This window comes from Stenotrophomonas sp. SMYL20, assembly GCF_036320045.1.
GTDB lineage: Bacteria > Pseudomonadota > Gammaproteobacteria > Xanthomonadales > Xanthomonadaceae > Stenotrophomonas > Stenotrophomonas maltophilia_A.
Genome location: NZ_JAWIRT010000014.1, coordinates 57,400 through 70,605 on the forward strand (window position 1 = coordinate 57,400; position 13,206 = coordinate 70,605).

General features: G+C 66.9%; 17 protein-coding genes. 10 read left to right on the forward strand and 7 right to left on the reverse strand.

What is annotated here, in order from left to right:
* Positions 1-63 precede the first annotated feature (63 nt).
* Positions 64-1,377, forward strand: coding sequence for a hypothetical protein (locus tag V3B48_RS12345; protein WP_329892909.1), 1,314 nt, complete (start codon positions 64-66; stop codon positions 1,375-1,377).
* Positions 1,378-1,666: 289 nt separating this feature from the next.
* Entirely contained in the window at positions 1,667-2,407 is a 741-nt protein-coding gene (locus tag V3B48_RS12350; RefSeq protein ID WP_180837186.1) for a DNA/RNA non-specific endonuclease, read from the forward strand.
* 77 nt (positions 2,408-2,484) lie between these two features.
* Here the strand turns inward: V3B48_RS12350 and V3B48_RS12355 are convergent, their stop codons facing one another.
* Positions 2,485-3,522, reverse strand: coding sequence for an NAD(P)-dependent alcohol dehydrogenase (locus V3B48_RS12355; RefSeq protein WP_329892908.1), 1,038 nt, complete (start codon positions 3,520-3,522; stop codon positions 2,485-2,487).
* Positions 3,523-3,638: 116 nt separating this feature from the next.
* Here V3B48_RS12355 and V3B48_RS12360 point away from each other — a divergent pair, with 116 nt between their 5' ends.
* Together V3B48_RS12360 and V3B48_RS12365 are read left to right on the forward strand one after the other, a co-directional pair.
* Positions 3,639-4,568, forward strand: a complete 930-nt coding sequence (locus tag V3B48_RS12360) for a LysR substrate-binding domain-containing protein (protein ID WP_032127235.1) — start codon at positions 3,639-3,641, stop codon at positions 4,566-4,568.
* Positions 4,569-4,602: 34 nt separating this feature from the next.
* Complete coding sequence (locus tag V3B48_RS12365) at positions 4,603-5,298, forward strand: HAD family phosphatase (RefSeq protein ID WP_329892907.1); 696 nt, start codon at positions 4,603-4,605, stop codon at positions 5,296-5,298.
* 7 nt (positions 5,299-5,305) lie between these two features.
* On the opposite strand, the gene V3B48_RS12370 is transcribed toward V3B48_RS12365, so the two are convergent.
* From V3B48_RS12370 to V3B48_RS12385, 4 genes are read right to left on the reverse strand one after another with little or no spacing between them, the layout of a single operon-like run.
* The gene (locus tag V3B48_RS12370; RefSeq protein ID WP_285302055.1) at positions 5,306-5,536 is read right to left on the reverse strand and encodes a hypothetical protein; all 231 of its coding nucleotides are present in this window, start codon (positions 5,534-5,536) and stop codon (positions 5,306-5,308) included.
* Positions 5,533-5,958, reverse strand: coding sequence for a VOC family protein (locus V3B48_RS12375; RefSeq protein WP_071228312.1), 426 nt, complete (start codon positions 5,956-5,958; stop codon positions 5,533-5,535). The genes V3B48_RS12370 and V3B48_RS12375 overlap by 4 nt, the downstream gene beginning before the upstream one ends.
* A 10-nt stretch (positions 5,959-5,968) precedes the next feature.
* A complete protein-coding gene (locus tag V3B48_RS12380) occupies positions 5,969-6,430 on the reverse strand; it encodes a helix-turn-helix transcriptional regulator (RefSeq protein WP_285302054.1) in 462 nt (153 codons plus the stop codon).
* Positions 6,427-7,353 (reverse strand): LysR substrate-binding domain-containing protein, encoded by a 927-nt coding sequence (locus V3B48_RS12385; protein WP_285302053.1) that lies wholly within the window; start codon positions 7,351-7,353, stop codon positions 6,427-6,429. Before V3B48_RS12385 ends, V3B48_RS12380 begins: the two co-directional genes overlap by 4 nt.
* Positions 7,354-7,444: 91 nt before the next feature.
* On the opposite strand from V3B48_RS12385, the gene V3B48_RS12390 reads away from it, so the two are divergent.
* Positions 7,445-8,485, forward strand: a complete 1,041-nt coding sequence (locus V3B48_RS12390; RefSeq protein ID WP_285302052.1) for a hypothetical protein — start codon at positions 7,445-7,447, stop codon at positions 8,483-8,485.
* Entirely contained in the window at positions 8,482-9,363 is an 882-nt protein-coding gene (locus V3B48_RS12395; protein ID WP_285302051.1) for a hypothetical protein, read from the forward strand. The genes V3B48_RS12390 and V3B48_RS12395 overlap by 4 nt, the downstream gene beginning before the upstream one ends.
* Here V3B48_RS12395 and V3B48_RS12400 read toward each other — a convergent pair.
* A complete protein-coding gene (locus tag V3B48_RS12400) occupies positions 9,342-9,647 on the reverse strand; it encodes a hypothetical protein (RefSeq protein ID WP_285302050.1) in 306 nt (101 codons plus the stop codon). The genes V3B48_RS12395 and V3B48_RS12400 overlap by 22 nt on opposite strands.
* Before the next feature lie 3 nt (positions 9,648-9,650).
* Between V3B48_RS12400 and V3B48_RS12405 the strand changes: the two genes are divergently transcribed.
* On the forward strand, positions 9,651-9,968 hold the full coding sequence (locus V3B48_RS12405; RefSeq protein WP_285302049.1) for a hypothetical protein: 318 nt from the start codon (positions 9,651-9,653) through the stop codon (positions 9,966-9,968).
* Entirely contained in the window at positions 9,961-10,269 is a 309-nt protein-coding gene (locus V3B48_RS12410) for a hypothetical protein (RefSeq protein ID WP_106468122.1), read from the forward strand. Before V3B48_RS12405 ends, V3B48_RS12410 begins: the two co-directional genes overlap by 8 nt.
* On the opposite strand, the gene V3B48_RS12415 is transcribed toward V3B48_RS12410, so the two are convergent.
* Positions 10,270-11,625, reverse strand: a complete 1,356-nt coding sequence (locus V3B48_RS12415; protein ID WP_279911845.1) for a sigma-54 dependent transcriptional regulator — start codon at positions 11,623-11,625, stop codon at positions 10,270-10,272.
* Between the two features lie 396 nt (positions 11,626-12,021).
* Between V3B48_RS12415 and V3B48_RS12420 the strand changes: the two genes are divergently transcribed.
* Positions 12,022-12,552: a hypothetical protein gene (locus V3B48_RS12420; protein ID WP_049422221.1), complete on the forward strand. Its 531-nt coding sequence runs from the start codon at positions 12,022-12,024 to the stop codon at positions 12,550-12,552.
* On the forward strand, positions 12,549-13,166 hold the full coding sequence (locus V3B48_RS12425) for a hypothetical protein (protein WP_121503352.1): 618 nt from the start codon (positions 12,549-12,551) through the stop codon (positions 13,164-13,166). The genes V3B48_RS12420 and V3B48_RS12425 overlap by 4 nt, the downstream gene beginning before the upstream one ends.
* Positions 13,167-13,206: the final 40 nt, after the last annotated feature.

Consider the following 13,206-nt stretch of genomic DNA (forward strand, 5'->3'; position numbering starts at 1 on the left):
ATGACGTTTGCTGCATTGCCGGCCTATGGGATCGATGCTATGAGAGCTGGGCCCCAAGGATGAATGGACGTCATGAGGTCACGCTTCCTGCTCTTCGCTGTACTGGCGCTATGTGCGCAACGAACCGTGATGGCCAACGAGCAGGCGTTCTCCGATGCGGCGGCCCGCGAGGTCTTCCGGCGCGCCGAACAGCTCTGCAACGGAGACCGGGGTCGATTGTGGGGTCAATCCCTGTGCGGGCCGATGATGCTGGTGGATCCAAAGAGCCGGCAGGTCATCGCCTCGCAGGCAGACGCACATGGTGCGCTGAAGGAGCGCGGCGATGTGTTCACAGGCCAGCTTCCGTCTGATGCGATCGTCGCCAACACCGCCGTGGACTGGTCCGGCACACGCTGGACGCAGCTGCTCTGGCCATTGCCGCAGGACGCGTCCCGACGCAGCACGCTGCTGGCTCACGAAATGTTCCATCGCCTGCAGCCGGCGCTGCCCATCATCGCACCGGCGGCAGGTGGAAACGAACACCTCGATTCGCTTGAAGGACGCTACTGGCTGCAACTGGAATGGCGCGCGCTTGCGGACGCACTCGAATCCACCGATGCAGTAGCGCAGCACACTGCGATGACGGACGCACTCGCATTCCGCGCCGAGCGCTACCGCCGGTTCCCTGCGGCCGCGCAGGAAGAAGCGGCGCTGGAATTGAACGAGGGCCTGGCCGAGTACACCGGCGTGTTCGTCGGCAATCCGACGCCGTCGACACGTATCCAGGCGGCACTGCATGACCTTCGCGCACACGTGGGTGATCGCAGCTTCGTCCGCTCTTTCGCCTATGCCACCGGCCCGGCCTATGGCCTGCTGCTGGACCAGGCGGCACCTGGCTGGCGCGGCGACCTCGCCCACCAGGCTCGCGATCTCGGCACGCGTCTGGCCGAAGTGACGCAGGCCCCATTGCAGCTGGACGCGACCACGCTGGGAGCGGCTGCCGCGCGCTATGACGGGCCGGAGCTGCACGAAGCCGAAACGCTGCGCGAGCAGCAGCGCCTTGCGCAGCTGGAACACAACCGTGCGCGCTTCGTGACAGGCCCGGTCGTGCGCCTGGATCTGCGCAACATGCGCATCCAGTTCGATCCCAACACCATGCAGCCGTTGCCAGGCCAAGGCATGGTGTATCCAGCAATGCGGCTGTCCGACATCTGGGGCAGCCTGGATGTCACCGACGGTGCGTTGCTGCAGAGCGACTGGAAGGTCGTATTCGTGCAGGCCCCGGCAAGTGCTGAACCGCCACTGGAGGGGCCGGGGTGGTCGCTGAGCCTGAAGCCGGGATGGTCGCTGCTGCCGGGAACACGCAAGGGCGACTACGTGTTGAAGACGAACCCCTGACCATCGCTACAGGCAGCGCGATGTCCTAGCACGCCTGCGTTTCATCCACGCGCCGCATGATCTGACACATCTCCAGTGCTTGCGCGCTGTCACAGCTTCGTCGTTTCGCCATTGACCGAAAGACGACAGCTTGTGACGCTTACGACACCGCACGGCCTCCGCGGCCCTGTCATCGCGGTCACGTCCCACGCATTCCGCACTACCCGACTCCGCAGTGTCCTCACATGACCTCGCTCCGGCCCGGTCGTGGCGGGCGGCTGCGTCCTGAATCCTCTGCTGGAGAATCGCAATGCGCCTTGCAGGTTTCTTCTTCGCGTTCGTCCTCAGTACCTTCGCCGGTGCCGCCCAGGCCCAGGTCGTCACCCTCAACAAGGGCGGCTTCGTGCTCACCTACGACTGCAGCATCCACAGCGCCACCCGCTACGAATACACGCTCACCGCCGACACCGGCTCCGCCGCGCGCCCGTCCAGCTTCTACAAAGACCCGGACCTGCCGGCCGGCTGCCTCGGCCAGAACAGCACCGCGTCGTATGCCAGCATCCGCAGCGGCTATGACCGCGGCCATCTGGTGACCTCCAACCACATGGACTACAACGCGACCTACATCCGTCGCGCCAACTACATGACCAACATCGTTCCGCAGGTTTCCAGCTTCAATCAGGGCGTCTGGGTGAAGGCCGAAAACGTGGCCGAGTGCTACCGCGACATCGCGCCGGTGGATGTCTACGGCGGCGTTGTCTATGGCGACGCGTCCAACGATTACTTCCTTGCCAGCCACGGCATTCCCACGCCGGAGTTCTTCTGGAAGACGATCATCACCCGCGACCCGAACACCGGCACCGCCAAGGCGATCAGCTGGATCATCCCGAACGAAGCGAACCTGGGCACCCTGGACAGCTACCTGGTGACCATCGCCGACCTCGAGGAGCTGCTGGGCGCCAGCTATGTGGCGATCAACGCGCCCGCTTCGCTGAAGAACATGCTGCCGGCCACCACCTGGCCGCAGCCGGCGGGCTGTGATCTGAGCTGAGCTGCCAGGACGCCCGTGCGGTCGCGATTCCGGCCGCACAGGCGCACTTCGCCTGGACAGGCACGGCGCAGTTGGATTCAGTGCTCTGCCACCTGCACCACCACTTTGCCGAACGGCCCCTGCTGCAGTGCTGCCAGTGCCGCAGGCAGGCCGGCGAACGAATGCACGCTGTCGATGACAGGCTGCAGGCGCTCGCGTTCGATGAAGCCGTTCATCCCCTCGAAGGCCCGGCGATGGCCAACCGAAACCCCCTTCAGGGTCGCGCGGCGCAGCATGAGAGGAACCGCCGGCATGTGCAGGTCGGGATCCTCGAGGAAGCCGATCTGCAGGATGTGCCCGCCCACTGCGAGCGCCTCCACGCTCTGGGCGAGGTTGCCGCCTCCGAGCAGCTCAAGCACATGATCGACGCCCTGCCCTCCGCTCAGCTCCATCGCTCGCGCGCCCCATGCAGGATGCTGCCGCGTGTTGATCGACGCCCATGCACCCAGCCGTTCTGCAAGGGCAAGCTTGCTGTCACTGCGTGAAGTCACGATTACCCGTGCTCCCAGCCGCTGGGCGAACTGCAGCCCGAACAAGGAAACACCACCGGTACCCTGCACAAGCACGGTCTGACCAGGAGCGAGTTGGCCGGCCTCGACCAGTGCAAACCAGGCCGTCAGCGCCGCCACCGGCAACGTGCTGGCCTGCAGGTCAGACAACGAGGGGGGCGTAGCGACTGCCACGTCCTCCGGCAGCACCACATACTCCGCCAGCACGCCCGGCAGCGGACCGCCCAGGGACAGTCCGTGCTGCAGCATCTCGGGCGGAGGCGCGCCATCGAGCCACTGCGTCCAGAAATTGCCCATCACCCGCTGGCCAACGCTGAAGCGTCGCGCTGGGCTTCCGGTTTCGACAATGACGCCGGCCATGTCCGAAGCGGGAACAAACGGGTGTGGCAGCGGACCGGACAACAGTCCGCCGTCGATCACCAGGCGATCGCGGTAGTTGAGCGACACGGCACCGACCTTGACCAGTACCTCACCAGGGCCTGGCCTGGGAATGGGGCGCCGTACGCAGCGCAGGTGAGCAGGGCCCGGGGCATCGAGCTCCCAGACCTTCATGGTCGAAACAGACATGGGAAATCACTCATTGGCGCGCGGAAGTGCGCCAGGAAAGTCTATTGACGCATGGAGGTGTTCAGTGACGGGATATTGTCGATACACTGAATCCATTAACTCCCCAATTGACGCATATGACCAGCTACAGTGCGGCGCGCCTGCAGGGCATCAGTGTGTTCGTCCAGGCCGTGGACGCCGGCAGCTTCACCGCAGCCGGTCTGCGCATGGGGCTGAGCAAATCGGCCGTTGGCAAGAGTGTGGCCACGCTGGAGCGGCGACTGGGCACCCGGTTGCTGGATCGCACCACGCGCAGGCTGGCGCTCACTGTCGAGGGCGCCGAGTTCTACCAGGTCTGCCGGCGCATCCTGGCCGAACTGGACGAAGCCGAATCCAACGCAGCGTCGCGGCGGCAGGAGGTTTCCGGCCTGTTGCGGGTCAGCCTGCCGGTAGCGTTCGGCCAGCGCTGGGTGATGCCGGTACTGATCGGACTGGCGCAACGCCATTCGCGGCTGCAGCTCGATGTCAGCTTCACCGACCGCAGGGTTGATCTGCTCGAGGAAAACGTCGATCTGGCCGTCCGCCTGGGGCCGCTTGACGACAGCAGCTCGCTCTCTGCCCGGGCGCTCGGCCGCCAGCATGCCGTGATATGCGCTGCACCCGGATACCTGGCGGCACGTGGCGTCCCGGTGCGCGCCGAGGATCTTGCCGGACACGACTGCATCACCTTCGGCCGGCAGGGGCACGCGCTGCCCTGGACGGTGCCGGACGGCTCCGGCGGGCTTGTCCAGCACCGCATTGAAGGGCGCCACCGCATCAGTGACGGCGATGCGCTGCGTAGCGCATTGCTGGCCGGGCTGGGCATTGCAGAAGCGACCACCTGGCTGGTGGGGGACGCGCTGCGCAGCGGCGCACTGGTGGCCGTATTCCCTGCCACGGGTAGCGCGGGCGCGCCCCTGCATGCGCTCTGGCCTACCACCCGCGACCTTGCTCCCAAGGTGCGTGCCGCAGTGGATGCGCTGGTCGAGGCGTTCGTTCCGTCTCCACCGTGGGAAAATACCCGCTGATCGCCCCCATGGCTGTTGTTTCAAGGAGCTGTAGATGTCCCGTTTCCCCTTCGATGCCGTGCTGTTCGACTGCGATGGCGTACTCGTTGATTCCGAGCCGCTGGTCGCCCGCGTGCTTTCGGAAATGCTGACCGAGCGCGGCTGGCCGCTGACCCCGGCGCAGGCCGGTGAGGTGTTCCTGGGCCAGTCCGTGGCCCATCTGGCCGGCCTGATCGAAGAACGCACCGGCAAGCCGTTCACCGAGGAATGGCTGGAAGAGTTCCGCCAGCAGCGCAACCGCGCGTTGGAACGTGACCTGGTTGCGATCCAGGGTGCGCCCGAGGCGGTGCGTGCGATCGCGGTGCTCACCGACGGCCGGATTGCATGCGCGTCCGGCGCCGATCTGCACAAGGTGAAGCTGCAGCTGGGCAAGGTCGGCATCCTTGATGCCTTCGGGGCCCACGTGTTCAGCGGCCAGGACATGCCGCACACCAAGCCGCATCCGGATGTCTATCTGGCCGCCGCCGCTGCGCTGGGCGTGGACCCGAAGCGTTGCGCGGTGATCGAGGACACTGTTACCGGTGCAACGGCCGGTGTGGCCGCTGGCGCAACCGTGTTCGGCTTCAGTGAAGGCGGTCCGCACCACAGTACGCCGGAGGCCCTGCGTGCGGCGGGTGCACAGGTGATCTTCCAGCGCATGGAAGACCTGCCCGCCCTGCTTGCCGCCCATGCGGTCGACGCGGTCGCCTGACCTTGCCTCAGCCCGCAGCGCCGAGTGCGGCGCTGCGGCGCCTTCCGGCGTAGTGCAGCACGAACAGGTAAAGGCCGGTGAACAGTTGCAGGAACAGGGGTGGCAACGGTGAGTAGGTGAGCCACGCCACAGGCTCGCCCTGTCCCATCGCGCGCACTACGAAGTTGGCGATCACCGCCAGGGTGAACACGATCGAGGTCCAACGGTGCACGGGCCGTGCCCAGCCACCGCGGCTCATTGCCGGCGCCTCGTCTCGGAGCGGGCTTCGATCATCTTCCAGCCATTGCCTGATGGATCGCGGAATCCGGCGTCCACGGCGCCATAGCGCTCGATCGGCTCCTGGGTGAATTCCACGCCCAGCGCCAGCCATTGCGTGTAGCGCGCCTGGCAGTCATCCACGGCCAGCACCAGCGGCGGCATTGCGCCCTTGGCCACCAGCTGCTGCAGCGAAAGCGCGGTGGCCGCATCGTGGGTGGGCGGGCCAGGCACGAACAGGCCCAGCTGGAAACCGTCCTGGCCCGGGCTGCGTACCGTCAGCCAGCGGTAGCTGCCGTTGCGTACATCGGTATGCACCTCGAAGCCGAGCTTGCCGACATAGAACGCGAGCGCCTCATCCTGGTCGCGCACATACAGGCCGACCGTGTTCACAGTGTTCGTCATGGGACCTCCCTCAGGTGGGGTCCACATTAGCAACCGCCTCGCGGCGACGCTTCTCCAAAACTGCGATCTTAAGGTCCGGTCGCTGTGCGGCACGTGCGTGGCATTCCGGCACGCTGGCCGACGCCGCCTGGCCTGCACGCTCACGCTCACGCACATTGCCCGGGCTGTCACCGGTGATGTCACGGAAGATGCGGCCAAAGGTGCCCAGGCTGCTCCACCCGGTCTGCACGGCGATTTCGGTGACCGGCATGTCGGTGTCACGCAACATCGCCACGGCCCGTTCGATGCGGCGGCTGAGAAGATACCGGTGCGGCGGCAACCCGAATGCCTGCTTGAACGAGCGGGCGAAGTGCGCCGGCGACACCGCACTGACCTCGGCCAGGCGTGTGACTGGCCATTCCTCATGGCTGGCCCGGTCCATCCGGTCCTTGGCACGCAGCAGGCGTCGCAGCAGTTCGGGGCTCTGGTTCACAGCGTCACCGCTTGGGCCAGATGATGGCGTGCTGCGTGCCGTGCCTCGGCGGCCTGTTCGACCAACCAGTCACGGAATGCGATGACCTTGGCGCTCCCACTCCGCGCCGAGGGCGCCACGAACCAGAAGCTGCGACCGTCGCTGGCGACACCCGGATGCGCCTGCACCAGGCGCCCGCTCTCCAGCTCGGCCTGGAACAGGATCGGCGAACCGATGGCGATGCCCTGCCCTGCGATCGCGGCACCGACATCCAGATGCTCGACGGCGAAGGGCGTGACCAGACTCCCTGGTGCCGGCGGTGGAAGGTGCCCGTGCGCGGCGAACCACAGGGCCCACCAGTCCGGCCGACCGAGCAGGGGAATCTCCAGCGTGGTGCTGCCCAGCCCACGGGCCGACGGCAGCAGCGCCGGCGCACACAACGGCATGAAAACGCTGGGGAACAAGGGTGTGGCCTGCAGCCCAGGCCACTCGCCATGCCCGTTGCGGATGGCGGCATCGAAGTGGCCGGCGGCAAGATCCTGCGGCTCTGCCGACAGATCCAGTTCCAGCAGGAGCTGCCGATGGCGGGCGCGGAACGTACCCAGCCGCGGCGTCAACCAACTGGTGCCCAGCGTTGGCAGTACGGACAGGCGCAGTCGCGCCGCATCCATGCCAGCGGCGCGCATGAAGCTGGCGCGTAGTGCGTCGAATGCCCGGGTGGCTTCCTGCGCGACGCTGGCACCCACCACCGTCAGTTCCACGTGCTGTGCGTGGCGCAGGAACAGGCAGGTACCGGTCTGGGCCTCCAGCCGCCGCACGTGATAGCTCACCGATGCCGCAGTGGTGTCGAGCTCCTCTGCGGCACGCGCGAAGCTGCCCAGCCGCGCCGCCGCCTCGAAGGCGCGGATGGCGGCAAGCGATGGCAGCTGGCGTTGGGTGACCATAAGTGTGGCTTAGCCTGAGCCCCGATATCTGCGTGGTCAATCCCCTTCGTACCCGCAACGATGGGGGCACCTTCGGTAGGGGATCACGCATATGGATCGACGGCAGTTCCTGGTCACCCTGGCCGCCACGGCCGCGTCCACCGCCCTGCCCGCCGGGTGGGCCCTGGCCAGTCACAGCGATGACTGGAAATGGTTGCAGGGCACCTGGCAGGTCCGGCACCAACGCCTGAAGGAGCGGCTGGTGGGCGATACCCGCTGGGAAGCCTTCACCGGCGCCAGCGCGGTCTGGCTCACCCTGGGCGGGCTCGGCACCATCGATGACAACGTCATGGCACTGCCTTCGGGTCCCTACAGGGGCCTGGGCGTGCGTGCCTTTGATCCGGTGTCTTCCACGTGGTCGATCTGGTGGATCGATGGCCGCAATCCTGCCCATATCGAAGCCCCCGTACGCGGCGGTTTCAAGGGCGATGCCGGCAGCTTCCGCGGCACCGACCGGATCGACGGACGCCCCATCGACGTGTGGTTCCGGTGGCACGCCATCCATGGCGAGGAGCCGTGGTGGGAACAGGCATTCTCCGACGACGCCGGTGCGCACTGGGAGGTGAACTGGCGCAACTGGTTCCGCCGCACGGCTGCGGCCCCCTCGCCGCTTCCGAAGCTGCCGGATGCACCGGGCGATTTTGATTTCCTGGTGGGCCATTGGAACGTGCGCCATCGTCGCCTGCGCGCCCGACTGGCAGGCAGCGATGCGTGGGACGCGTTCAACGGCACCCTGCACAACTGGCCGGTACTGGGAGGATTCGGCAACGCAGGTGACAATCTGATGGACGTGCCAGGAGCCCCGCTGCGCGGCATGGGCATCCGCGCCTGGAATGCGGCTGAGCGGCACTGGCTGAGTTGGTGGCTGGATGGCCGGGAACCGACCCGGATCGGCGCGCCACTGCTCGGCCGTTTCGAGGCCGGTGTCGGTCGCTTCTTCGGCGAAGACCAGCACGACGGACGAGCGATCCGGACGCGGGTGATCTGGTCACGCATTACCCCGCGTTCGGCGCGCTGGGAACAGGCGGCCTCGACCGATGGTGGACGCAGCTGGGAAACCAACTGGGTCAGCGACTTCGAGCGGCAGGCATGAAGGCGCTGCTGGCCGTGATGCTGCTGGTGTCTGCGTCGCCTTGCGCGTCTCCATCCAGGGTGCTGCAGATCGTCGGCCCGGCCGAGCGCTTTGCTCCGGGTATTGCATCCACGCAGTACGACGAGATTCGACTGACCTTGAGCCCGGACGGAAAGACCGCACTGTGGTTCAGCCGCAACCGGCCCGGCGGTCCGGGCGGGTATGACATCTGGGTCTCCCGTAACGATGGGCAGCGCTGGCGGCCGGCGAAGCCGGTGCCGTTCAACACGCCGGGACGTGACTTCGATCCCGCCTTTTCCGCCGATGGCCGCGCGGTGTATTTCTGCTCGGATCGAGCAGGCGGCCAAGGCGGCGACGATCTGTATCGGGTCAGCGTGGGGAGCGACGGTCGATTCGGGGAGCCGGTCAATCTTGGCCCCGCAGTGAACAGCGCGGCCGATGAGTTCGCGCCAATGCTCTCGCCAGACGCAGCCACGCTGCTGTTCTCCAGCGATCGCGCAGGCGGTGCGGGTGGCCATGACCTCTACGTCGCAGCGATGGTCCGTGGTGAGGCGCAGCCCGCGCGGCCACTGCCCGGAGACCTCAATACCTCGGCGCAGGAGTTCGATGCCACCTTCCTCGGGGATGGCCGTACTGTGGTCTTTGCCCGCGCTCTCGACTTCGGCAGCGCACCGGTGCGCCAGTTCATTGCCTACGAACGTGGAGGCCGTTATGACGCGGGCCATGCATTGCCCTCGCCCTTGAACGAAACCTCCGGCGACAGCTACGGCGCGATGCTGGATGGCTCGCAACCCGGCACGTTGACCTATTCGGCCCGGCGTGCGGACGGTGCAGGGTTGGACCTGTACCGCATCCGCTACCGGATGAAGCGCCCTTGAAGGCGGATGTTGTCGATTCCCGGCACCCCGGTTCGTCGAGAGGATGAATACCCCAGGAGAAAATGCAGATGCCCTCCCATCAGTCCCTTGCCTGCGCCTGCGGCCAGGTCCGCCTGACCGCCACGGGCCAACCCATTGCCACCGTCGAATGCTGCTGCGACAGCTGCCGCAAGGCCGGCGCCATGCTGCAGTCGCTGCCCCGAGCACCCGAAGTACTGGGCCCGCATGGCCAGACGCTTTTCGTAATGCACCGCAAGGATCGCGTCAGCATCGATGCCGGACATTCCATGCTGCGTGCGTTGCGCTTGTCCAGCAGGGGCGGCAGCCGCCGCGTCCTGGCGGGCTGCTGCAATACGCCGCTGTTCCTGGAGTTCAGTGGCGGCCATTGGCTGAGCCTGTATGGCCTGCTGTGGCCCGCATCGGCAAGACCCGCCGTGGAGATGCGGACGATGGTCAGTGATCTTCCTGATGCGTCTGTCCTTCCGGACGATGTGCCGAACCTGCAGACCCGGTCGCTGCGGTTCCATGCACGGTTGATGAAGGCGTGGATCGCCATGGGCTTCCGCAGCCCACGCATCGAAGTCGCGGGAGATAGCCATGTCTGAGCCCGAGCGGATCGAGATCGAGAGCATCACCACGCCCGGGCACATCCAGCGCGTGGATCGTGCCAAGTATCTCGCCATGCGCCATGCCTTGCTGCAGGCCCTGCCTGCGCAACCTCCAGGCCTGACCGTTGCGCAGGCCAAGCAGGCGCTGCTGCCGCACCTGCCCGCCGCCCTGTTCCCGGCAGGCGCCACCGCCGGCTGGTGGTTGAAGGCCGTGCAGCTGGACCTGGAAGCCAAGGGCGTGATCGAGCGCGTCACGGGCAAGCCGTTGCGCCTGTTCAAGCACCTGGCGGCCGGCTGATCAGCGCTGCGCAGGCAGCTCCAACCGGTGCTTGCGGCATAGGCGATACACCGTCACCCGCGAGATCTGCATCTGCCGCGCGCACTCGGAAACGTTGTAGCCGGTCTGGCGCAGGGTCTGCAGCAGCACATCGCGCTCGGCCTGGCCCCGCGCATCGTGCAGCATCGCCCCAGGCAGGACCGCCACCGATGCGCCCAGCTCCAGGTCACGCTCGCTGATCAGCTCGCCCTCGGCCATGATCGCCGCACGCTGCACGCGATTGAGCAGTTCGCGTACGTTGCCGGGCCATTCGAAACGCCGCATGGCCTGCAGTGCGGCCGGCGCAAAGCCGCGTGCACGCACGCTGTGGCGCTGCCGGAAACAGCGCAGGAAGTGTTCGGCCAGCAGCTGCACATCGGCACCGCGCTCACGCAATGGTGGCATGAGCAGGCGCAGCACGTTCAGACGGTAGTAGAGATCGCTGCGGAACCGGCCCTGCGCCACCGCGTGTTCCAGTTCCACGTGGGTGGCAGCCAGCACTCTCACATCCGCCCGCAACGGCTGGCTGCTGCCGACGCGCTCGAAGGTGCCTTCCTGCAGTACACGCAACAGGCTGGTCTGTGCCTCCGACGGCAGGTCACCGACTTCGTCCAGAAACACCGTGCCGCCGTGCGCGGATTCGAACACGCCGATCTGCCGCTTGTCGGCACCGGTGAACGAGCCACGTTCGTGGCCGAACAGCTCCGACTGCACCAGGTTGGCCGGAATCGCACCACAGTTCACCGCAATGAAAGGCCTGCCAGCACGCCCCGACAACGCATGCAGCGCATGTGCGGCCAGTTCCTTGCCTGTACCGGTTTCGCCGGTGACCAGCACCGGCAGCTCCACCGGCGCGAACTTGTGCAGCACCGTGCGCACCGCATGCAGCGCAGCGCTTTCACCAATCAATGCGTGCGGTCCCTGCCCGCTGCAGGTTGCGTCGACAGGCGGATCATCTGCGTCGAACTGCTGGCGCATTGCGCAGACCAGATCCTGCAGGCCGAACGGCAGCGTGAAGCGGGCACGGCATCGCTGCAGCAACGGCAGCCAGGCCGCTGAAGCAGGTCCGGCACCCGGTGGCAGTACCGCCAGCCAGGGTAGATGCTGGTGCTGCTCGATCCACGGTACCAGCAGCTGCAGCGCGACCGCATCGAGGTGGCGCAGATCGAGCACGGCGAGCAAGCGATCGCGCCCGCGCAGGCCAATCGCCATGGCGGGATCGGGACGGATGCTGCGCACATACCAGCCTGCTGCCGCCAGCGCACTGCGCTCGTTCGCCAACGGCTCGCCAAACCAGAGCACGCAACGTGACGTTGAAGCCTCCGGGACCGCTGCCATGCTTCCCCCAGCATCCGGACACCGTCGGCGGACTGTCAGGCAATCACCGGCGTGCCGCCCCCCGCCGGGACCTCTACGGCCACCGGGGCGGCCTTTGTTGGGCGGATCCTAGCGCTTCCCTAAACGGCGGCGCAATGAGCAGTGCGTCAAGAAATTCCTGGCTGAAGCGGCACCGTTGCAGACCGCGACGCCACCTGTAACACGGATGCGACAGTCGCCCGCCGCCCTTGCCCTGCGGTGCCTGGGGCTTCGAAATCCCAACAATTCCACGACGTGCCTGTAACAGCGTGGCAGCAGCCCGGTCAGGTGCGGCACGGTGCCGACATTGGCCGGTGGGCACTTCGGAGTTGGCACGGTTGATGCGTGGTTCCGCCGCACCCATCGCGGGAGATCGGCATGGACGGCTCCACCCTGATTCGCGGCCTGGCCGCAGCACTGGCAGTGGCCCTGCTGTCGGTTGGCGCGGGCGCATCCGCATCCGGCGCCCGCCAAGGCGTGAAGGCACAACCGGGCGAGATCGTCCTGCTGCGGGATGTATCCGCGCGCCCGGCATACCGCATGGCACCGCCGGGCATGGCGCTGATTGCCGACCCGAAGCCGCAGCGCGAGATCGCCACCGCATTGGGTGCCGGCGGCACAACAACCGGCATGGACGAGTTGAGCGATGAGGACTATGCCGGCATGGGCGCCGGCCAGGCCGCGTCCATCACGGCGCCGGGTGGCACCACTGTTGAACGGGTCACCCAGCAGGCCCTGGGCGGCACGCTGGGCCGCAGTGGCGACGGCATGGTCGGCAGCAATCTGGGGGGTGCCATGAGTGGACCGCTCGGTGCTGTGGGCAGCAGCACCCGCGGTATCGCCGATACCGTGCGCGGCGCACTGGCCCAGTTCCCGCTGCAGGGCACGGCCCCGGCAGGTGGAAAATGAAGGCGCTGCACGGGTTGCTTCTGCTGCTCGCTGCCGCGCCCTGGGCGACCCGGGCCGATGACTACAGCGGCATGCTCGCCTATCTCGACGTGGCCCGCATCGACGGCCACGCACTTGCCGGAACGAATGGCGCCATCGCCGTGAACCAGGCCGCCGGCGACCTCAACGTGCAGGCCAACCTACGGGGTATCGCCAAGGGTGATCGCGCCGACGTCGCGATCAATGCGCGGCAGCTGCAGCAGGGCAACCGCGTGCTGTCCGGGCCGCTGCAGGCCACTGCATTCATTGGCGGTGACGCACTGGCCGGTGCCAGTGGCATCGCATCCATCAACCAGGCCAGCGGCATCGCCAACACGACGCTCAACGTCGTCAGCGCGACGCTGGCCCGACAGGGCATACGCGAAACCGACGATACGGCCTTGGCCGCCGAGGGTTCCGCGTTGGCAGGGGGGCGGGACGACACCGGTCACGGCGTCGCGACGGGCACCCGCAGCGCAGGTGTAGCCAGCACCGCACTGCGGGGATTCGACGGGGTCCTGCAACTCAATCAGATCGCGGGCAACGGCAACGACACGGCCAACGTATTGGGCCTGGTCGTGCAGGACCGCCCGTGACAACCACCCAACCGATGCACCACCTGATGAGAGAGAGGGC